The organism is Pseudomonas sp. E1BtOHC1 (assembly GCF_058744285.1).
Genome location: NZ_CP196023.1, coordinates 5,965,132 through 5,984,353 on the forward strand (window position 1 = coordinate 5,965,132; position 19,222 = coordinate 5,984,353).

At 60.2% G+C, this 19,222-nt stretch carries 19 protein-coding genes and 1 pseudogene; 14 read left to right on the forward strand and 6 right to left on the reverse strand.

Annotated features, from left to right (window positions below):
* The first annotated feature begins 90 nt into the window (after positions 1–90).
* Both ACSSVC_RS26785 and ACSSVC_RS26790 read left to right on the forward strand, forming a co-directional pair.
* The gene (locus tag ACSSVC_RS26785; RefSeq protein ID WP_404937471.1) at positions 91–462 is read left to right on the forward strand and encodes a glutathione S-transferase N-terminal domain-containing protein; all 372 of its coding nucleotides are present in this window, start codon (positions 91–93) and stop codon (positions 460–462) included.
* A 42-nt stretch (positions 463–504) separates the two neighbouring features.
* Positions 505–612, forward strand: a pseudogene (locus ACSSVC_RS26790) (LysR family transcriptional regulator); the annotation flags it as partial.
* Between the two features lie 58 nt (positions 613–670).
* Here the strand turns inward: ACSSVC_RS26790 and ACSSVC_RS26795 are convergent.
* Both ACSSVC_RS26795 and ACSSVC_RS26800 read right to left on the reverse strand, forming a co-directional pair.
* A complete protein-coding gene (locus tag ACSSVC_RS26795; RefSeq protein WP_346632235.1) occupies positions 671–1,273 on the reverse strand; it encodes a glutathione S-transferase family protein in 603 nt (200 codons plus the stop codon).
* Positions 1,274–1,283: 10 nt separating this feature from the next.
* On the reverse strand, positions 1,284–2,450 hold the full coding sequence (locus tag ACSSVC_RS26800; protein ID WP_492611695.1) for an aminotransferase-like domain-containing protein: 1,167 nt from the start codon (positions 2,448–2,450) through the stop codon (positions 1,284–1,286).
* 82 nt (positions 2,451–2,532) lie between these two features.
* Between ACSSVC_RS26800 and ACSSVC_RS26805 the strand changes: the two genes are divergently transcribed.
* The 3 genes from ACSSVC_RS26805 (at position 2,533) to ACSSVC_RS26815 (ending at position 5,307) form a co-directional block, all read left to right on the forward strand.
* Positions 2,533–2,976 (forward strand): MarR family transcriptional regulator, encoded by a 444-nt coding sequence (locus ACSSVC_RS26805; protein WP_346632237.1) that lies wholly within the window; start codon positions 2,533–2,535, stop codon positions 2,974–2,976.
* 291 nt (positions 2,977–3,267) lie between these two features.
* Complete coding sequence (locus ACSSVC_RS26810) at positions 3,268–4,617, forward strand: NCS2 family permease (protein WP_492611696.1); 1,350 nt, start codon at positions 3,268–3,270, stop codon at positions 4,615–4,617.
* Positions 4,618–4,680: 63 nt separating this feature from the next.
* The gene (locus ACSSVC_RS26815; protein WP_346632239.1) at positions 4,681–5,307 is read left to right on the forward strand and encodes a LysE family translocator; all 627 of its coding nucleotides are present in this window, start codon (positions 4,681–4,683) and stop codon (positions 5,305–5,307) included.
* Between the two features lie 146 nt (positions 5,308–5,453).
* Here ACSSVC_RS26815 and uraH read toward each other — a convergent pair whose 3' ends face one another.
* Entirely contained in the window at positions 5,454–5,807 is a 354-nt protein-coding gene (gene uraH / locus ACSSVC_RS26820; protein WP_221811274.1) for a hydroxyisourate hydrolase, read from the reverse strand.
* A 425-nt stretch (positions 5,808–6,232) separates the two neighbouring features.
* On the opposite strand from uraH, the gene puuE reads away from it, so the two are divergent.
* The 7 genes from puuE to ACSSVC_RS26855 all read left to right on the forward strand — a co-directional run bounded on the left by puuE (position 6,233) and on the right by ACSSVC_RS26855 (position 13,702).
* Complete coding sequence (puuE, locus tag ACSSVC_RS26825) at positions 6,233–7,159, forward strand: allantoinase PuuE (RefSeq protein WP_346632240.1); 927 nt, start codon at positions 6,233–6,235, stop codon at positions 7,157–7,159.
* On the forward strand, positions 7,156–7,671 hold the full coding sequence (uraD, locus tag ACSSVC_RS26830) for a 2-oxo-4-hydroxy-4-carboxy-5-ureidoimidazoline decarboxylase (protein ID WP_102860803.1): 516 nt from the start codon (positions 7,156–7,158) through the stop codon (positions 7,669–7,671). Before puuE ends, uraD begins: the two co-directional genes overlap by 4 nt.
* A 99-nt stretch (positions 7,672–7,770) precedes the next feature.
* Positions 7,771–8,766, forward strand: coding sequence for an allantoicase (alc, locus tag ACSSVC_RS26835; RefSeq protein WP_346632241.1), 996 nt, complete (start codon positions 7,771–7,773; stop codon positions 8,764–8,766).
* A 99-nt stretch (positions 8,767–8,865) separates the two neighbouring features.
* A complete protein-coding gene (locus tag ACSSVC_RS26840; protein ID WP_102880511.1) occupies positions 8,866–9,369 on the forward strand; it encodes an ureidoglycolate lyase in 504 nt (167 codons plus the stop codon).
* Positions 9,370–9,420: 51 nt separating this feature from the next.
* Positions 9,421–10,743, forward strand: coding sequence for a urate hydroxylase PuuD (locus tag ACSSVC_RS26845; RefSeq protein WP_346632242.1), 1,323 nt, complete (start codon positions 9,421–9,423; stop codon positions 10,741–10,743).
* A gap of 173 nt (positions 10,744–10,916) precedes the next feature.
* Positions 10,917–12,275, forward strand: a complete 1,359-nt coding sequence (locus ACSSVC_RS26850; RefSeq protein ID WP_346632243.1) for a nucleobase:cation symporter-2 family protein — start codon at positions 10,917–10,919, stop codon at positions 12,273–12,275.
* Positions 12,276–12,916: 641 nt separating this feature from the next.
* Positions 12,917–13,702, forward strand: a complete 786-nt coding sequence (locus ACSSVC_RS26855) for an outer membrane protein OmpK (RefSeq protein WP_346632244.1) — start codon at positions 12,917–12,919, stop codon at positions 13,700–13,702.
* A 78-nt stretch (positions 13,703–13,780) separates the two neighbouring features.
* Here the strand turns inward: ACSSVC_RS26855 and ACSSVC_RS26860 are convergent, their stop codons facing one another.
* Positions 13,781–14,560 (reverse strand): FadR/GntR family transcriptional regulator, encoded by a 780-nt coding sequence (locus tag ACSSVC_RS26860; protein ID WP_404937476.1) that lies wholly within the window; start codon positions 14,558–14,560, stop codon positions 13,781–13,783.
* 167 nt (positions 14,561–14,727) lie between these two features.
* Between ACSSVC_RS26860 and ACSSVC_RS26865 the strand changes: the two genes are divergently transcribed.
* Together ACSSVC_RS26865 and denD are read left to right on the forward strand one after the other, a co-directional pair.
* Complete coding sequence (locus ACSSVC_RS26865) at positions 14,728–16,038, forward strand: MFS transporter (RefSeq protein WP_492611697.1); 1,311 nt, start codon at positions 14,728–14,730, stop codon at positions 16,036–16,038.
* A gap of 16 nt (positions 16,039–16,054) precedes the next feature.
* Positions 16,055–17,029: a D-erythronate dehydrogenase gene (gene denD / locus ACSSVC_RS26870; RefSeq protein ID WP_346632246.1), complete on the forward strand. Its 975-nt coding sequence runs from the start codon at positions 16,055–16,057 to the stop codon at positions 17,027–17,029.
* A 44-nt stretch (positions 17,030–17,073) separates the two neighbouring features.
* Here the strand turns inward: denD and ACSSVC_RS26875 are convergent, their stop codons facing one another.
* Together ACSSVC_RS26875 and ACSSVC_RS26880 are read right to left on the reverse strand one after the other, a co-directional pair.
* Positions 17,074–18,231: a patatin-like phospholipase family protein gene (locus ACSSVC_RS26875; protein WP_346632247.1), complete on the reverse strand. Its 1,158-nt coding sequence runs from the start codon at positions 18,229–18,231 to the stop codon at positions 17,074–17,076.
* A gap of 50 nt (positions 18,232–18,281) precedes the next feature.
* Positions 18,282–19,214, reverse strand: coding sequence for a lipid A biosynthesis lauroyl acyltransferase (locus tag ACSSVC_RS26880; RefSeq protein ID WP_346632248.1), 933 nt, complete (start codon positions 19,212–19,214; stop codon positions 18,282–18,284).
* Positions 19,215–19,222: the final 8 nt, after the last annotated feature.

The window sequence follows — 19,222 nt, forward strand, 5'->3', positions numbered from 1 at the left end:
CAGAAAAACCGGCGTTGATCGCCGGTTTTTTTCGTCTGGCAAAAATCAGGTAAGCTGCCGCCCCTTCATTCATGGGCAAGAGGCAATACCGTGATCGTCAAAGCGCTGCGAGTCGGCCTGGGCCAACTCATCATTTTCATCGACTTCATCACCCGCCCGCGCAAGCAGAAGCGCACTGCCGCTGCTCAAGCGCAAGTCGAACAGGCCGCCAAGGGCCTGACCCTGTATCAGTTCCACGCCTGCCCGTTCTGCGTGAAGACCCGCCGTACCCTGCACCGCCTGAACGTGCCAGTGGCGCTGCGCGACGCCAAGAACAATGAGCAGGATCGCCAGACCCTGCTGGAGCAGGGTGGCAAGATCAAGGTGCCGTGCCTGCGTATCGAAGAGAATGGGCAGACCACCTGGATGTATGAATCCAAAGTGATCATCGACTACCTGAACCAGCGCTTCTCGGCTGCTTGATGCCCTCCCCCGGGCTGTTGTCCCGGGCCGATGCAACAGCACGTCAACCGCGAGATCGGCCTGATCCGCCGCCGCGGCCAGCAACTGAGTCCTGCCGCGCAGCGCTGTTATGAACTGCTGGGCCAGTCTTTGACGAACAGCGCGAATTGATGCCCCCCATAAAGCACTGAACCGGCACAAGGCCGGTCCAGTGGGCAACGCCCCTCGCTCAATCGAACATCGCCACATGCTGGGGATGGCTTTGCACCCGTTGCATCCAGGCCTGGATGGCCGGGTAGCGAGTCAGGTCGAAGCCGCCTTCATGGGCCACGTGGGTATAGGCATAGAGTGCGATGTCGGCAATGGAATAGTGCTCGCCCACCAGATATGGCGTACGGCTCAATTGTTTCTCCATCACATCCAGCGCCTTGTAGCCACGCTTGTGCAGCTTCAGGTACTCGTCCCGGCGTTCTTCGGGAAGGCCCTCGTACTGTTCAATGAAGCGCGCCACGGCGATGTAGGGCTCGTGGCTGTACTGCTCGAAGAACTGCCATTGCAGGACCTGGGTACGCAGGCGCGGTTCGCTGGGAAGGAACTCGCTGCCGTCGGCCAGGAAGTTGAGAATCGCGTTGGACTCCCACAGGCAGGTACCGTCTTCCAGCTCCAGTACCGGAATCTTGCCGTTGGGATTCTTCGCCAGGAAAGCTTCGGTCTGGGTATCGCCTCCGAGAATGTCCACTGCCTGCCACTCATAAGGCAGCCCTAGAAGACTGAGCATCAGCTTGATCTTGTAGCAGTTGCCCGAACGGTAATCGCCATAAACCTTGTACATGGCCCTCCCCTTAGGCTGCCCGTGCAGCCTGTGCTTGACGTATTACGGTGGCCAGCCGCTTGAGGCCTTCGTCCAGCCGTGCCGGATCGATATGGCTGAAATTCAACCGCAGATGCCCATGATTGCGCTCCGGTTCAGAGAAGAACGGTTCGCCGGGCATGAAAGTCACGTCTTGTTCCAACGCTGACTTGAGCAAAGTGCGGGTATCCAGGGGTTGTTTCAAGCTCAACCAGAAAAACAGACCACCCTGGGGCACCTGCCAGTCAGCCAGATCGGCAAAATGAGTTTGCAGCGCGACCTGAAAGGCATCACGGCGCAGACGATAGAAACTGCGCAGTTCACCCAAGTGCTGCTGGAACTGATCGCTGCCGATCCACTGCATGGCCTGCCACTGGCCGACACGGTTGGTATGCAGGTCCGCGGACTGTTTCAGGCGCAGCAGATGGGGGAACAGGTCCGGACTGGCGATCAGATACCCAACCCGCAATCCCGGGAGCAGGGTTTTCGATACGGTGCCCGTGTAGATCCAACTGGCCTTTTTCAAGCGGCTGACAATGGGTGTCGCGCTGCCACCGTCGAAGGTCAGTTCGCGATAGGGCTCGTCCTCGATCAGGGTCACGCCGAACTCGTCTAGCAGGGCCGCCACCGCCTCACGCTTGGCTTCGCTATAGCGCACTGCCGAAGGATTCTGGAACGTCGGGATCAGGTAGACGAATGCTGGACGATACTGCTCCAGGCGGGTGCGCATCTGCGCCAGATCCGGACCATCGGCCTCCAGTGGCACCGTCAGGCAGTCGGCACCAAACAACTGGAAGATCTGCAGGGCGGCCAAATAGGTTGGAGCTTCCAACAGGATCTGGGTGCCCTTGTCGATGTACAGCTTGGCCGCCAGATCAAGAGTCTGCTGGGAGCCGCTGACCACCAGGACCTGGCTCGCTTCGCAAGGCACGCCGAGCTTGCGCGCCTCGCCAGCCAGGGCTTCACGCAACTGCGGCTCGCCTTCACTCATACCGTACTGGCCCATGGACAAGGGCATGTCTTGCCACTGCACCTTGGGCAGCATCACCTCGGCCGGCAGCCCTCCAGCGAACGACATCACTTCCGGGCGCTGGGCCGCGGCAAGGATTTCACGGATCAAGGAGCTTTTGAGGCGCGATACACGTTCGGAGAAGGCCATGGAGGTCACCGCTAGCAAAGGTCGGAGGAAATACGTCAAACTGCTTGACCGAAATTACGCCGGTTTTCGCAGATACGTCAATATGCTTGACCTTAAAAGCCAGACCTCGCAACAAGCCGCCATGGAAGCCTTCTTCTTTGGCTATCAGGCCTTTACCGCCAAGGCCGACGAAATGCTCGAGCGCCGCGGCTTGAGTCGCGTGCACCAGCGCATCGTGTTTTTCATTGCCCGCTACCCCGGCCTGAGCGTGAAAGAACTGCTCACGCTGCTGGGGGTGAGCAAGCAGGCGCTGAATACGCCCTTGCGCCAACTCATGGAAATGCACCTGGTAGACAGCGTCGCCCCGGCCAGCGACAAACGAAAACGCCTGTTGCAACTGACCGACGATGGCGTGCGCTTTGAACACTCCCTGCGTCGCGAACAAGTGAAACTGCTGCAACGGGCCTTCGCCGAAGCCGGAGAAAGTGCGGTCAATGGCTGGCTGGCAGTAAACCAGGCACTGGCGGGAAAACCTGTAGACGACTGATAACACCTTCCTCTCGGCGCGCCCTCCCAGGCCGCCGAGCAGGCGCTGCCCACCTTCCGCGCTATCAGGCATAAAGACCTGACGTGATATAGCCAAGTCCTCAGATTTTTCGCACACAAAACCAAAAACATTATTTGCTTTCTTTGTATACAAAAGCATAATTCGCCACGTGTGAGTTCTTGACCCGCAGGTCAACAAACCCCACAAGCCCTGCCTGCCTCAAAGAGCCGCTGCCCACCCTCCCGTGCCCGGCTCTGGAAAAAACAATAAAACTCTTGAGGAGTACTCGCTGTGGAAAGCCGCAAATCCGAATCCTCTCCGCTGGACCTCTCGCCCTCGCTGAACAGCGGCTGGCTGGAGCGCATCTTCAAACTCAGATTGCATGGCACCACGGTGAAGACCGAGCTGATTGCCGGTCTGACAACCTTCATCACCATGGCTTACATCATCTTCGTCAATCCCAACATCATGGCCGACGCCGGCATCGATCACGGCGCCGCCTTCGTTGCCACCTGCATCGCCGCCGCCCTGGGCTGCCTGCTGATGGGCCTGTACGCCAACTGGCCGGTGGGCCTGGCCCCGGGCATGGGCCTCAACGCCTTCTTCACTTACACCGTGGTCGGCACCATGGGCTACAACTGGGAAACCGCCCTCGGCGCGGTATTCATCTCCGGTGTGCTGTTCATGATCCTGACCTTGTCGCGGATTCGTGAATGGCTGCTCAACAGCATTCCGGTGAGCTTGCGCTTCGCCATGGGAGCCGGTGTCGGGCTGTTTCTCGGGCTGATCGGGCTGAAAACCGCCGGCATCATCGTCGATAGCCCGGCCACCCTGATCAAGCTTGGCTCCCTGCGTGAACCGGGCCCGCTGCTGGCGGCCATCTGCTTTCTGATGATCGCGGTGCTCAGCTACCACCGAGTATTCGGTGCAATCCTCATCAGCATCATTGCCGTGACCCTGGCCGGTTGGGGCCTGGGGCTGGTGCACTACAACGGCATCCTGTCCACCCCGCCGAGCCTGGCGCCCACCTGGATGGCCATGGATATTGCCGGGGTGTTCAACGTCAGCATGATCAGCGTGGTCCTGGCCTTCCTCTTCGTGCACATGTTCGACACTGCCGGCACCCTGATGGGCGTGGCCCAGCGTGCCGGTCTGGTGAATGCCGACGGCAAGATCGAAAATCTCTCGCGCGCCCTCAAGGCTGACAGTGCTTCTAGCGTCTTCGGTGCAGTGGTCGGGGTGCCACCGGTGACCAGCTACGTGGAAAGTGCCGCCGGTGTGGCCGCTGGCGGTCGGACTGGCCTTACCGCCGTCACCGTGGGTGTGCTATTTATTGCCGCCATGTTCTTTGCTCCGCTGGCAGGCATGATCCCTGCTTACGCTACCGCGGGTGCCTTGATCTATGTCGCGATGCTGATGATGGGAGGCATGGCCCATATCAACTGGGACGAAGCCACTGACAGCATTCCGGCGATTGTCACGGCAATCATGATGCCGCTGACCTTTTCCGTCGCCGACGGCATTGCCCTGGGTTTCATCACCTATGTGGTACTGAAGGCCGGGACGGGCAAACACAAGGAAATCTCCATCAGCCTGTATGTGCTGTGTGCGATCTTCATCGCCAAGTTCATTTTCTTGTAAGTCGCACCTGGTCCTACCCGCCCCATCCCTTCGGATGGGGTTTTTGTGCATATGGAGAATCTAATGAGTGTGGAAACCTGGCTGCTGTTCAGTGGCGCTGCCTTGGTAGTGATCCTGATCCCGGGTCCCTTGTCGTTGCTGATGATCAGCAACAGCCTGAACTATGGCCTGCGCCGCTCATACCCGGCCTTTCTCGGCGGGGTCTTGGCCTCGATCTGCCTGTTGAGCGCATCAGCGTTGGGCCTGGGTGCACTGCTGCTAGCTTCGGAGCAACTGTTCAGCGCCCTGAAGATCGTCGGCGCCCTCTATCTGTTCTACCTCGCCTGGCAGAGCTGGCAGCAATCGCGGCAGCCGTCCCACGGCGCCGTGGTGCCGGAAGTCGCACCGAAACCGCGCTTTCACGCACTGTTCGGGCGCGCTTTTGTCCTGGGAGCCAGCAACCCTAAGGACATTCTGTTCTTTGCCGCATTCCTGCCGCAGTTTCTCAGTGCCCAGCAGCCTTTCCTGCCACAACTGCTGATCATGATCGCTACCTGGACCTTGCTGGACCTGACGTGCAAGCTGGCCTACGGCCTCGGTGCCCATGGCGCCGCGCGTTACTTGCGCAGCGGCAAGGGCCAAAGCTGGTTCAATCGCATCAGTGCCGGGCTGTTCACAGGGGCTGGAGCCGCATCCCTGTTGAGCCGTTAAGCGCTTCGCCGACAAGCCGGCTCCTGCAACGGTCAGCCAGGATCCGACGTGCCGGAGACGACTTTTTAACCGGCGAAAAAAAGCCCGCAGTGTGAGCGGGCAAGGACCAAAGAAGCTATTTGCGCAGGATTCTTGGGGGGAAAGTCCTAGCTTCCTCTGTAGGTCGAATAGCTGTAAGGCGAGATCAGCAGCGGCACGTGGTAATGCTCCTGCTCGGCACTGATACCGAACCGCAGTACTACTACATCAAGGAAAGCCGGCTGTGGCAGTTGTACACCCCGGGCGCGGTAGTAATCGCCAGCGTGGAAATGCAGTTGGTAAACCCCGGAACGGTAGTCATCGCCCTGCAGCAGCGGCGCATCGCAACGGCCATCGCTGTTGGTCAGGGTGCTGGCGACCAACTCCAACTGCGCCCCTTCAACCCGATACAGCTCGACCTTGATAGCGCTGCCGGGGCAGCCATGTGCGGCATCCAAAACGTGTGTAGTCAAACGTCCCATTGATTCTGCGTGCCTGACGCAACTGCTGCGCCCAGGCCTCGCGCCTCCCGGAGTCAGTGATTGAAAGAGGACCGCGGCGTTTCGACGGGTGAAAGGCTGCGGCGAGGTCATGATTAAGACATTTTTCAAAAAAATTGTACACAATAATAATCGCAAATATTCACTCGCGCACTGCCCCACCCGGGAGCCTGTGGATTGACCTCAACACCACAGCAACAGACGACTTGCCATCCATTAGCTGACCATCCAGGCAAGTTTCTTGCAGGTGTAGGCCATAGCGATAAAAGCAGAAAAATGCAAAAAATCAGGCTTACAAAGTGAATATAAACTTGTATACAATCAGCCCATCGCAGTGACGCTCACCTGGGTTACCGGCTTCAGGTTCCGCCACGCCACCCTTATCACGAATAAGAAGGAAGACTGCAGTGAGCGCTGACTACCCTCGCGACCTGATCGGTTATGGCTCTACCCCCCCTCATCCTCACTGGCCGGGCAATGCCCGTGTCGCCCTGTCCTTCGTGCTCAATTACGAAGAGGGCGGCGAGCGCAACATTCTTCATGGCGATAAGGAATCGGAAGCTTTCCTGTCGGAAATGGTTTCAGCGCAGCCGCTGCAGGGCGAGCGCAACATGAGCATGGAATCGCTGTACGAGTATGGCAGCCGCGCCGGCGTCTGGCGGATCCTCAAGCTGTTCAAGGAATTCGACATTCCGCTGACCATCTTTGCCGTAGCCATGGCCGCTCAGCGCCATCCGGACGTGATCCGCGCCATGGTCGAGGCTGGCCATGAGATCTGCAGCCACGGCTACCGCTGGATCGACTACCAGTACATGGACGAAGCCCAGGAACGCGAGCACATGCTCGAAGCGATCCGCATCCTTACCGAAATCACCGGTGAACGCCCCCTGGGCTGGTACACCGGTCGTACCGGCCCGAACACCCGGCGCCTGGTAATGGAGGAAGGCGGCTTCCTCTATGACTGCGACACCTACGACGACGACCTGCCCTACTGGGAACCCAACAATCCCACTGGCAAGGCGCATCTGGTCATCCCTTACACCCTGGATACCAACGACATGCGTTTCACCCAGGTCCAGGGCTTCAACAAGGGCGACGACTTCTTCCATTACCTCAAAGATGCCTTCGATGTGCTCTACGCCGAAGGTGCCGAAGCCCCGAAGATGCTTTCCATCGGCCTGCACTGTCGTCTGATCGGCCGCCCGGCCCGCCTGGCATCCCTCAAGCGCTTCATCGAATACGTCAAAGGTCACGAGCAGGTCTGGTTCACCCGTCGTGTCGATATCGCCCGCCACTGGCAACAGACCCATCCTTACCAGGGAGCGGCGCAATGACTGCTTTCCAGAGCCTCAAGCCATCGACCCTGAGCCGTGAGGCCTTCGTCGAGGCTTTCGCCGACATCTATGAACATTCGCCATGGGTCGCTGAAAGAGCCTACGACCTGGGGGTTGACGCCTCCGTCGACCAGATTGAAGGCCTGCACCAGCGCATGAGCGATATCCTGCTGAGCGCCGATCACGCCAGCCAGTTGGCACTGATCAACGCTCACCCGGACCTGGCCGGCAAAGCCGCCGTCCAGGGCCAGTTGACCGAAGCCAGCACCAACGAACAGGCTGGCGCCGGCATTCACCAATGCACAGCCGAAGAGTTCCAACGGTTCACCGAGCTGAACGATGCCTACAAGGCCAAGTTCAAGTTTCCCTTCATCATGGCGGTGAAAGGCAGCAACCGGCACCAGATCCTCGCAGCGTTCGAAACCCGTATCCACAACTCGGTGGACACCGAGTTCAAGTGCGCGCTGGCAGAGATCAACAAAATCGCATTGTTCAGATTGCTGACCCTGTAGCGACTCGCTCCTGAGGATAGCCCCGAGAATCTGGATACCTCCTGCTACTCCCGGTTCTGCGTGCATCCCCAGCCACCTATTTCAAGGCAGACAAGAAGAATGAAAGCTTACGCCGTCCCTTTCGAGAAGTTCGTCAACCTGGCCGACGCCCGCCTGGGCACCAAGATCATCTCGGTCACCGATGACTGGTTCGCTGACGCGAACCGCCTGTTCCAGCCAACCCCGGCTATATGGAAGGAAGGCGTGTTCGATGATAACGGCAAGTGGATGGATGGCTGGGAATCCCGTCGCAAGCGCTTCGAAGGTTACGACAGCGCAGTGATCCGCCTGGGCGTGCCGGGCTCGATCAAGGGCGTGGACATCGACACCTCATTCTTCACCGGCAACTTCCCGCCATCGGCATCTCTGGAGGCCTGTTTCCTGAGCGAAGGCGAACCTGGCGAAGACACCCAGTGGGTCGAAGTACTATCTGCTGTCGAGTTGCAAGGCGACAGCCATCACTACCACGAGATCAACAACGACCAGCCGTTCAGTCACCTGCGCTTCAACATCTATCCGGATGGCGGTGTAGCGCGTCTGCGGGTCTACGGCACGCCGTACCGCGACTGGTCGGCCATCGCTGACAACGAACAAGTCGACCTGGCTGCGGCTCTCAACGGTGGTCGTGCCCTGGCCTGCTCCGACGAACACTTCGGACGCATGGGCAACCTTCTCAATCCGGGTCGCGGGATCAACATGGGCGACGGCTGGGAAACTGCTCGTCGTCGCACTCCCGGCAATGACTGGGTGATCGTCGCTCTGGGCCACGCCGGCGAAATCGAGAAGATCATCGTCGATACCCTGCACTTCAAGGGCAACTACCCGGACAGCTGCTCGATCCAGGGCGCATTCGTCAAGGGCGGCACCGACAGCCAGATCGAAACCCAGAGCCTGTTCTGGCGTGAACTGCTGCCCAGCCAGAAGTTGGAAATGCACGCCGAGCACAGCTTTGCCGAGCAGATCAAAGCCCTAGGCCCGATCACTCATATCCGTCTGAACGTGTTTCCAGACGGAGGCGTCAGCCGCTTGCGCCTCCTGGGCAAGGTCGCGAAATAAGGTAGCCCCTCCATCGCAGGCAAACCCGCGTCTTTAGGAGCGAGCTGGCTCGCGATGACCGCAGAACAGACAAAACAAACTCAAGATAAGAAGAACAGCATGCGCACATTGATGATTGAACCCCTGAGCAAAGAAGCCTTCGCCCCTTTCGGTGACGTGATCGAAACCGATGGCAGTGATCACTTCATGATCAACAATGGTTCGACCATGCGCTTCCACCGCCTGGCGACGGTTGAAACCGCCCAGCCGGAGGACCAGGCGATCATCAGCATCTTCCGCGCCGACGCGCTGGAAATGCCGTTGACCATCCGCATGCTGGAACGCCATCCGCTGGGCAGCCAGGCCTTCATTCCGCTGCTCGGCAACCCCTTTCTGATCGTGGTCGCGCCACTTGGCGATGAACCTGTATCAGGCTTGGTCCGCGCCTTCGTCAGTAATGGCAGGCAGGGCATCAATTACCATCGCGGCGTCTGGCACCACCCGGTGCTGACGATCGAAAAGCGGGATGACTTCCTGGTGGTTGATCGCAGTGGCAAAGGCAATAACTGCGATGAGCATTTCTTCAAAGAGGATGAGTGTTTGATCCTCGCCCCCCACCAATAAGAGAAGGTCTGATCACCCGACAACAAGGGTGACAGGCAAGAGGTAAAGACTGTGGAAGCACATCTGTTGGAATGGCTCAACCTGAGCGTGCGTTGGGTACATATGATCACTGGTGTGGCCTGGATCGGCGCATCGTTCTACTTCGTCTGGCTGGAGAACAACCTCAATCGCGTCAACCCCAAGGACGGCCTGTCCGGCGACCTCTGGGCGATTCACGGTGGCGGTATCTATCACCTGGAAAAATACAAACTGGCCCCGCCCTCGATGCCGGAGAACCTGCACTGGTTCAAGTGGGAAGCCTACTTCACCTGGATGTCGGGGATTGCCCTGCTGTGCCTGGTGTTCTACTACAACCCGATGCTCTATCTGGTTGCCCCCGGCAGCGGCCTGACCGGTCCTGAAGGCGTGGCCATCGGTATCGGTGCATTGATCGCCGGCTGGTTCGTCTACGACTTCCTCTGCGATTCGCCATTGGGCAAGAAACCCGCCCTGCTCGGCTTCATCCTGTTCGTTCTGCTGATTGCCGCCGCTTACGGCTTCAGCAAAGTGTTCAGCGGCCGTGGCGCATACCTGCATGTGGGCGCCATCATCGGCACCATCATGGTGGGCAACGTGTTCCGCATCATCATGCCGGCCCAGCGCGCACTGGTGGCGGCGATCGCGGAAAACCGCACACCGGACCCAACCCTGCCGGCCAAGGGTCTGCTGCGTTCGCGTCACAACAACTACTTCACCCTGCCTGTGCTGTTCATCATGATCAGCAACCACTTCCCGAGCACCTACGGCAGCCAGTACAACTGGTTGATCCTGGCCGGGATCGCGGTCCTGGCGGTGTTGGTCCGTCACTACTTCAACACCCGGCATGACAGCCACAAGTTCGCCTGGACCCTGCCCGTTGCTGCATTGGGCATGATCTGCCTGGCCTACGTGACCGGCCCGACGCCAGCCCCCAGTGCCCCTGAAGTAGCCAAGGCCGCCGGCCAGATCGAGTACCAGCCTCTGCCGGAAACCGCCCTGGGCGGTGGCGCCAAACCTGCGGCGCCAGCCAGCGCAGAAGCCCCGGCGGCTCCAGCGGCTCCAGCGGCAAGTCCGGCACAGGCATCCAGCGCCGGTCCGGCCTTTGACAAGGTGCACAGTGTGATCCAGGAGCGCTGCGCGGTTTGCCATTCGGCCAAGCCCACCAGCCCCCTGTTCAGTGCCGCACCAGCCGGGGTGATGTTCGATACCCCTGAACAGATCCGCCTGCAAGCCGCACGTATCCAGGCCCAGGCAGTCACCAGTCAGATCATGCCTTTGGGCAACATCACGCAGATGACCCAACAGGAACGTGAACTGATCGGTGCCTGGATTGCCCAGGGGGCCCAGACCAACTGATCAGCGCCTGTCGCCAGGCCGATTCGCGAGCAAGCTCGCCCCTACAGAACCGGACTCATCTGTAGAGGCGGGCTTGCTTGCCATCAGCCGATCAAGATTTGCCTGCTACAGACACGTTGCGCACCAAGATGCAGCGGTTAAATCACAAGAATAAAAAAGACCCGAGGTATTGCATGTCCGATTCATCCGAACAGTGCGTCCCCGATGCGCCCGCCATTGCGCGCTTGCCTTTCCTGCAACTGATCCTGGTAGGACTGCAACACGTTCTGCTGATGTATGGCGGTGCAATTGCGGTACCGCTGATCATCGGACAGGCCGCGGGCCTGAGTCGTGAAGAAATCGCCTTCCTGATCAACGCCGACCTGCTGGTAGCGGGGATCGCCACCATCGTCCAGTCCTTCGGTATCGGCCCCATGGGCATTCGCATGCCAGTGATGATGGGGGCCAGCTTCGCCGCCGTGGGCAGCATGGTGGCCATGGCCGAGATGCCTGGCATCGGCCTGCAGGGGATCTTCGGCGCCACCATTGCCGCAGGGTTCTTCGGCATGCTGATTGCGCCCTTCATGTCCAAGGTGGTGCGCTTCTTCCCGCCTCTGGTCACTGGGACGGTCATCACCTCGATCGGTCTGTCACTGTTTCCAGTGGCGGTGAACTGGGCCGGCGGCGGCAGCGCTGCCGCGCAATTCGGGTCCCCCATCTATCTGGCTATCGCCGCGCTGGTGCTGGGCACTATCTTGCTGATCCATCGCTTCATGCGGGGCTTCTGGGTCAATATTTCCGTGCTGATCGGCATGGGGCTGGGCTACGTACTCTGCGGTCTGATCGGCATGGTGGACCTCAGCGGCATGGCCCAGGCACCCTGGCTGCAGATCGTCACCCCGCTGCACTTCGGCATGCCCGAGTTCCATCTTGCCCCCATCCTGTCCATGTGCCTGGTGGTGGTGATCATCTTCGTCGAGTCCACCGGGATGTTCCTGGCCCTGGGCAAGATCACCGGCCAGGACGTCACTCCGCGCATGCTGCGTCGCGGTCTGCTCTGTGATGCCGGTGCGTCCTTCTTCGCCGGCTTCCTCAATACCTTTACCCACTCCTCCTTCGCCCAGAACATCGGCCTGGTGCAAATGACCGGAGTTCGCTGCCGTTCCGTGACCATCGTGGCCGGAGGCCTGCTGATTGTCCTCAGCCTGCTGCCCAAGGCGGCCTTCCTGGTGGCTTCGATTCCTCCGGCGGTGCTGGGCGGCGCAGCGATTGCGATGTTCGGCATGGTGGCGGCTACCGGAATCAAGATTCTCCAGGAGGCCGATATCGCCGACCGGCGCAATCAGTTGCTGGTGGCCGTGAGCATCGGCATGGGCCTGATCCCCGTGGTGCGTCCCGAGTTCTTTGCCCACCTGCCCCTGTGGATGAGCCCCATCACCCACAGTGGCATCGCCATGGCGACCTTGAGCGCCTTGCTGTTGAACCTGCTGTTCAACATCCTCGGTGGCACCGAACGGGCCGCCGGCAATGCCCGGGAAGCGCATCAGCACTGAGTGGCAACCGGGGCGTCAGATTGGCGCCCCGAGCCTGGTTTTACCGTTCATGCTTGACTGCAGCGACTGCCCGGACCATGGCCGCCCCTGCCCAAAACACGCTGCGCCTTGAAAATAAAAACAAACAGGGAGCAACCATCATGCAGCCTGCACAGGCTAACCCCACCCTGACCGCTGGACGGTCATTGGCGCCCCGAAATACCTCGAGTTGCCGGCGGCCTTCGCTCTGCTATTGCCTGCCGTCGCCGAGGCCTTGCTGAAATGATCGGCAAGCCTGCCCCAAAGTGGCTGCAAGTGCTCTGTTGCGGAGCACTTGAGCCCTGCCGTGGGAGCCAGTATTCTCCGCGGCCACGCAAATTCGGTCTAAAAAAAAGCCCGGATGAAAAACCTGACCTGAAGGCCAACTTATCCCGGTCCAGACAGGTAACAAGGCGCACGAAATCAATGTTGGAAATACTCTCGGACGACTGTATCTATACAGCCGGACGGGAGTTTTTTGCTTTTTTTCGGCCTTGGCTCAGCTCTTGCTAACAGCAACAAAGCTGACCGATCGGATGGTTTTTTACAGCAAAGAAAAAAGGCGCCAAACCAGAGCGCCGAGCCAAAAAAAACGTGGAACTACCTACTTTGGGAGCAACCGAATGAAACCGATGTGCACACGCCTGATGCTGGCTGCCGGCCTGCTGGCCGGGGGGCAGGCCATGGCTGGCGACCTGCTGCAATGGCAGAACAACAGCCTGACTTACTTGTACGGCAAGAACTTCGAGGTCAACCCGCAGATTCAACAGACGGTGACGTTCGAGCACGCCGACGCCTGGAAGTACGGGGACAACTTCTTTTTCCTCGACCGGATCTTCTACAACGGCAAGAAAGACGGCAACGTCGGCCCGGACACTTATTACGGCGAGTTCAGCCCACGCCTGTCGTTCGGCAAGATCTTTGATCAGAAGTTTGAGTTCGGTCCGATCAAGGATGTGCTGCTGGCCTTCACTTACGAATTCGGCGAAGGCGATAACGAGTCCTACCTGATAGGTCCGGGTTTCGATCTGGCAGTGCCGGGCTTCGACTACTTCCAGCTGAACTTCTACCAGCGCCACACCGAGGGCAGCCGCCCGGGTGACAACGTCTGGCAGATCACCCCAGTGTGGTCCTACACCATCCCCGTGGGCCGCTCGGACATCCTGATCGACGGTTTCATGGACTGGGTGGTGGACAACGACCAGAACGCCAAGGGCACCTACCACGCCAACCTACACTTCAACCCACAGGTCAAATACGACCTGGGCAAGGCACTGAACTGGGGCGCCAAGCAACTGTACGTCGGTTTCGAGTACGACTACTGGAAGAACAAGTACGGCATCGAGGATTCGCGCAACTTCGAGACCAACCAGGACACCGCCAGCCTGTTGGTCAAGTACCACTTCTGATACTCCGTGAGACGGCCGGCCCTCATGTTCCGATGAGCGCCGGCCACTCAGGCTGATGGGACAGCGCGATGCTACCTATCAGGCAAGACGTGATCCGGAGTCCCGCCAGAATGCCGGATCGGCACTCTTGAGCCGTTCCACCGCATTGTGGATGTGGCTCAGCGCTGCCTGCCGCGCCCCTTCGACATCACGAGCGGCAATGGCCCCATAGACCGCGAAATGCTCATCGCGCACCGAATGCGCCAGATCCCGGCGCCGCTCCTCGTTGGAACGGGTAATGCGGATCGCCTCCTTGATGAACTGAGCAATGAACTCATGCAATGAGGGATACAGCGGATTGCCGGTGGCCTGGGAAATCGACAAGTGAAAGGCCAGGTCCTGCTCCACGCCGTCCTGGCCGGCCTGCTCGGCCACATCGATGGCCAGCAGCGCCTGGTGGATCGCCTGCAGTTGCTCGGGGGTGTGCCGCTGCGCCGCCAGCGCCGCCGCCTCGCCCTCGATACCACGTCGCAACTCAGTGACTCGGAGCACGGCCTCAATCGACCCGCGTACATCCAGATCGATAGTGAAGGCCTTGATATGCGCGCCCTCACTGACCACGGTGCCGCTACCTTGGCGCACCTCCACCAGCCCGGCCGACTTCAAGCGCGAAATCGCCTCGCGGATGACTGTGCGACTGACACCGAAGCGCTCGCACATGACCGGCTCGGTGGGCAGCCGCGAACCGGGCAGGGCCTCGCCACTGGCGATATGTGCCTTGAGTGCCGCGGTCACTTGATCCGCCAGGGTGCCCTTGGCCGCATCCTTGAGCGTCGCCATGGAATCGACGGCGAGGGAAGAGTTGTCAGGCTTGGACATGGGTATCTCTGTATTCAAAGTGACTAACGGTACTGCATTTCATGCACGCCGTCCCGCTCGGTGTCGGGCCATTGAATTCGTATGATGTATTATGATATCTAAGACAACTCAGCAAGTCCGATAAAAACAAAATCACCCAAATACAAGAAACAAGGATGGGTAAAGACATGACTGAATCACTGTCGCAAACTGCCGCCCGCTCCCCCACCGACTCGTTTGAAGACCTGGCCTATCGCAAAGTCGCCTGGCGCATCCTGCCGTTGCTGTTGCTGTGCTACCTGGTGGCCTATCTGGATCGGGTCAACGTCGGCTTCGCCAAGTTGCAGATGTCCGAAGACCTGCAATTTTCCGAAGCGGTCTACGGCCTGGGCGCGGGAATCTTCTTCATCGCCTACTTTCTGGTGGAAATTCCCAGCAACCTGATCCTGCATCGGGTCGGTGCGCGCCTGTGGATCGCTCGCATCATGATCAGCTGGGGCATCATTTCCTCGTGCATGGCGTTCGTCAGCACCCCCACCTCCTTCTATGTCATGCGCTTTCTGCTGGGCATCGCCGAAGCCGGGTTCTATCCCGGTGTCATCCTGTATCTGTCCTATTGGTTCCCCTCCAACCGCCGCGGCAAGATGTACGCGCTGTTCGCCACCGCAGTACCACTTTCGGGCTTGATTGGTGCACCTCTATCCGGTTGGATCATGAGCGCCCTCAATGGCCACCAGGGCTTCGCGGGGTGGCAATGGATGTTCTTCCTCGAAGGCCTGCCTTCGATTCTGGTGGGCGGCCTGGTGATCTATTGCCTCAGCGACCGTATCGCCGACGCCGGCTGGCTGACCCGCGAAGAAAAAAGCCTGCTGCAGACCCGGATCGAGGCCGAGACCGACGGCCACCAGGTTCACAGCGTCAGGCAAGTGTTCGGGCAACCCCGGATCTGGCTGCTGACCGCCATCTACTTCTGCATGATCGCCGGCTTCTACACCGTTGGTTTCTGGCTGCCCTCGCTGATTCGCCAGGCCGGGGTCAGCGACGTGTTCGAGGTCGGCATGCTCACGGCGATCCCCTATGCCGCTGCAGCGCTGACCATGGTGCTGATCTCCCGCAGCGCCGACCGCTTGCGCGAACGCCGCTGGCATTTGGCGCTGACCGCCGTACTTGGCGGTATCGGCTTGATGATTTCCGCCACCTGGAGCGACAACTTCACGGTATCGATGATCGGCCTGACCCTGGGTGCCATGGGCGCTTTCAGCACCCTGCCGCTGTTCTGGAGCCTGCCCACGGCCTTTCTCGGCGGCACTGCGGCCGCCGCCGGCATTGCCCTGATCAACTCCTGGGGCAACCTCGCCGGTTTCGTCTCGCCCTACCTGATGGGTTTTCTCAAGGACCTGACCCAAAGCACCACCATCGGCATGTACGTCATGGCCAGCGCGTTGTTCATCGGCGCCCTGCTGGTCTTCAAGATCCCCGGAAAACTCGTCAATCGCTGAACAGTTGGAGCCACTCATGAATATTCTTGTTACCGGCGCGGCCGGCTTTCTCGGACGGCGGCTGATCGAAGCCTTGCTGCAACGGGGCACACTCACCGACCGTCACGGCCAATTGCAACCCATCAAGCGCATTACCGCATTCGACCGGGAACCCCTGCAGGGCCTCGATGACCCACGGGTGCAGGTCAAAGGCGGAGACATTACCGATGAACAGGTGCTGGCCAAACTGATCGACGCCGACACCGATAGCATCTTTCATCTGGCCGCCGTGGTCTCCAGCCAGGCGGAAGGCGATTTCGAACTGGGCATGCGGGTCAACTTCAGCGCCACCCAAGGTCTGCTGGACCGGGCGCGCCAGCTGGGCTCCTGCCCAAAGTGGGTGATGACCAGTTCTGTGGCCGTCTTCGGTGGGCAACTGCCGGATAACGTCGACGATGATCAGGTCTGGGCTCCGCAAAGCTCCTATGGAACCCAGAAAGCCATGAATGACCTGCTGCTCGCCGATTACAGCCGACGCGGCTTCGTTGATGGCCGCAGCCTGCGCATGCCAACCATCGTGGTGCGGCCAGGCAAACCGAACCTGGCGGCGTCCAGCTTCGCCAGCGGTATCATCCGAGAACCCCTCAGCGGCCAGGCCAGCGTCTGCCCGGTGCCCCTGGATACCCGACTCTGGTTGATGTCTCCCGCCCAGGCCATTGCCAACATGATCCATGGCCATGAACTGGCCGCGCAGCACTTGAGTCAGGGCCGAGTGATCAACATGCCCGGCCTGTCGCTGACCGTGGCGCAGATGATCGACGCGCTGCGGGAAGTGGCGGGCGACGAGGTTGCCCAGCGTATTCAGCTACGCCCGGATGCCAACATCGAACGCATCGTCGGCTCCTGGCCGGGAGCGTTCAGTGCCGGATATGCCCGCGAACTGGGCTTTACCGCGGACGAGGATTTTGTCGGTGTGATCCGCCAGTTCATCCAGGATTACCTGCCTGACTGACCTCAAGCTGCGAAGGCCCCGGGCTCATCGGCTGGGTCCGGGCCTCAACCCTTCAGGCCCAGAAACCGCGCCAACTCCTCGCCCTTGGCCAGGGCGTCGCTGCGCCCCAGTTCGATCAGCTCGCTGCAATACGCCGCCTCGAACAGCAAATAGCTCAGGACCCCGGCACCACTGGTCCGAGTGGCCCCCGGCCCCCGCAGGAACAAGCGCAATGCTGCTGGCAACTCCTGCCGATGCCTTGCCGCGATCTCGTCGATCGGCTGACTCGGGGCGATCACCAGCACTTCCACCGGAGCAATACCCAAGCCACGATCCGCCGAACTTCCGGGTAACAGCCGACTGAAATGATTGAGCCGTTCCAGCAGTTCGATATCGCTTTCCAGGCTGTCAATGAAGGTGCTGTTGAGCATATGGCCACCGATCTGCGCCAGAGTCGGCTGCTGCCCGGTATAAGCACGCTGCAGGGTGGCGTCCGGATCGTTGCCCCGCGGGTTGCCACTGACCCCCACTACCAGCACGCGGCTGGCGCCCAGATGCAACGCCGGGCTGATGGGCGCCGACTGGCGCACAGCACCGTCGCCGAAATACTCCTGGTCGAGCTTCACTGGCGCGAACAGCAAGGGGATCGCCGCACTGGCCAGCAGGTGGTCCACCGTCAGATGCGTGGGAACGCCGATGCGCCGATGACGCAGCCAGGGATCGATCACCCCGCCACCTTGATAAAAAGTCACCGCCTGTCCGGATTCGTAGCCGAAGGCCGTCACCGCTACCGCATGTAACTGCCCTTGGGAAATGGCCTGATTGATGCCCGAAAGATGCATGTGCTGATTAAGCAGCTCGCGCAGCGGCGAGTTGTTGATCAGCGCCACTGGCACCTGTGCACCAAGCCCCAACAGACTGTGGCCGACAAAACGACTGGCCTGGCGAATCACTCCCGGCCAATCGCTGCGCATCACCTGATCGCTGCGGAAGCTGCGCCAGAATGCCGTGAGACGCTCGATGGCGGCGGGAAAGTCCGTGGCCCCACTGGCCAGACTGACCGCATTGATGGCCCCGGCAGAAGTGCCGACGATCACCGGGAACGGATTGCGCGCGCCGGGCCCCAGCAGCTCGGCAATCGCCGCCAGCACGCCCACCTGATAGGCGGCACGGGCACCGCCGCCGGAAAGAATCAAACCTGTGATCGGTTGCGCAACACTCATCAACTCACTCCATCCGTGGCGCACAAGATCCGGCAATCAATGCCAGGCGGTCAACCGCGCTTCTTGTAGAGCTTGGGCTCGCCCGGCGGCCGACTCTTGAAGCGTCGATGGGCCCAGAGGTACTGCTCGGGACAGGCGCGCAACGCACTTTCCACCCACTGGTTGATCCGCAGGCAATCCTCTTCTTCAGTGGCACCGGGAAAATCTGTCAGGGGTGCATGAATCACCAGGCGATAGCCACTGCCATCGGCCAGGCGCTCCTGGGTGAAAGGCACGACCAGTGCCTTGCCCAGGCGGGCGAACTTGCTGGTGGCGGTCACGGTAGCCGCCTGGATGCCGAACAGCGGCACGAACAGGCTCTGCTTGGCGCCGTAGTCCTGGTCCGGTGCATACCAGATGGCCCGACCGGAGCGCAGCAGCTTGAGCATGCCGCGCACGTCCTCTCGCTCCACGGCCAGGGAATCCAGGTTGTGCCGCTCGCGGCCACGACGCTGAATGAAATCGAACAGCGGGTTCTTGTGTTCGCGGTACATGCCGTCGATGGTGTGCAGCTGACCCAGCAGCGCCGCGCCAATTTCCAGGGTGGTGAAGTGCAGGGCCATGAGAATCACCCCATGACCTTCGCGTTGGGCCTGTTTGAGGTGCTCCAGCCCTTCGACATGGGCCAGGCGCGCCAGGCGCTGCCTGGACCACCACCAACTCATGGCCATTTCGAAGAAGGCGATCCCGGTGGAGGCGAAGTTCTCCTTGAGCAGGCGCTTGCGCTCCGCGGCGGATTTTTCCGGGAAACACAGCTCCAGATTGCGTCGGGCGATAGACCGTCGATCGCCGGCCACTCGATACATCAGCGCCCCCAGGGCACGGCCGATTTGCAGGAGCGCAGGATAGGGCAGCTGGACGATCAGCCATAACACGCCAAGCCCCAGCCACAGCGGCCAGAAACGTGGAGACAAGAATGCAGCTCGAAAACGCGGGCGATCCATTACAGATT

Coding starts and splice junctions, on each gene's coding strand:
- ACSSVC_RS26795 (WP_346632235.1), bottom strand. CDS start 1,273: ATGTACAAGGTTTATGGCGATTACCGTTCGGGCAACTGCTACAAGATC.
- ACSSVC_RS26800 (WP_492611695.1), bottom strand. CDS start 2,450: ATGGCCTTCTCCGAACGTGTATCGCGCCTCAAAAGCTCCTTGATCCGT.
- ACSSVC_RS26805 (WP_346632237.1), top strand. CDS start 2,533: ATGCTTGACCTTAAAAGCCAGACCTCGCAACAAGCCGCCATGGAAGCC.
- ACSSVC_RS26815 (WP_346632239.1), top strand. CDS start 4,681: ATGAGTGTGGAAACCTGGCTGCTGTTCAGTGGCGCTGCCTTGGTAGTG.
- uraH (WP_221811274.1), bottom strand. CDS start 5,807: ATGGGACGTTTGACTACACACGTTTTGGATGCCGCACATGGCTGCCCC.
- uraD (WP_102860803.1), top strand. CDS start 7,156: ATGACTGCTTTCCAGAGCCTCAAGCCATCGACCCTGAGCCGTGAGGCC.
- alc (WP_346632241.1), top strand. CDS start 7,771: ATGAAAGCTTACGCCGTCCCTTTCGAGAAGTTCGTCAACCTGGCCGAC.
- ACSSVC_RS26840 (WP_102880511.1), top strand. CDS start 8,866: ATGCGCACATTGATGATTGAACCCCTGAGCAAAGAAGCCTTCGCCCCT.
- ACSSVC_RS26850 (WP_346632243.1), top strand. CDS start 10,917: ATGTCCGATTCATCCGAACAGTGCGTCCCCGATGCGCCCGCCATTGCG.
- ACSSVC_RS26855 (WP_346632244.1), top strand. CDS start 12,917: ATGAAACCGATGTGCACACGCCTGATGCTGGCTGCCGGCCTGCTGGCC.
- ACSSVC_RS26860 (WP_404937476.1), bottom strand. CDS start 14,560: ATGTCCAAGCCTGACAACTCTTCCCTCGCCGTCGATTCCATGGCGACG.
- ACSSVC_RS26865 (WP_492611697.1), top strand. CDS start 14,728: ATGACTGAATCACTGTCGCAAACTGCCGCCCGCTCCCCCACCGACTCG.
- denD (WP_346632246.1), top strand. CDS start 16,055: ATGAATATTCTTGTTACCGGCGCGGCCGGCTTTCTCGGACGGCGGCTG.
- ACSSVC_RS26875 (WP_346632247.1), bottom strand. CDS start 18,231: ATGAGTGTTGCGCAACCGATCACAGGTTTGATTCTTTCCGGCGGCGGT.
- ACSSVC_RS26880 (WP_346632248.1), bottom strand. CDS start 19,214: ATGGATCGCCCGCGTTTTCGAGCTGCATTCTTGTCTCCACGTTTCTGG.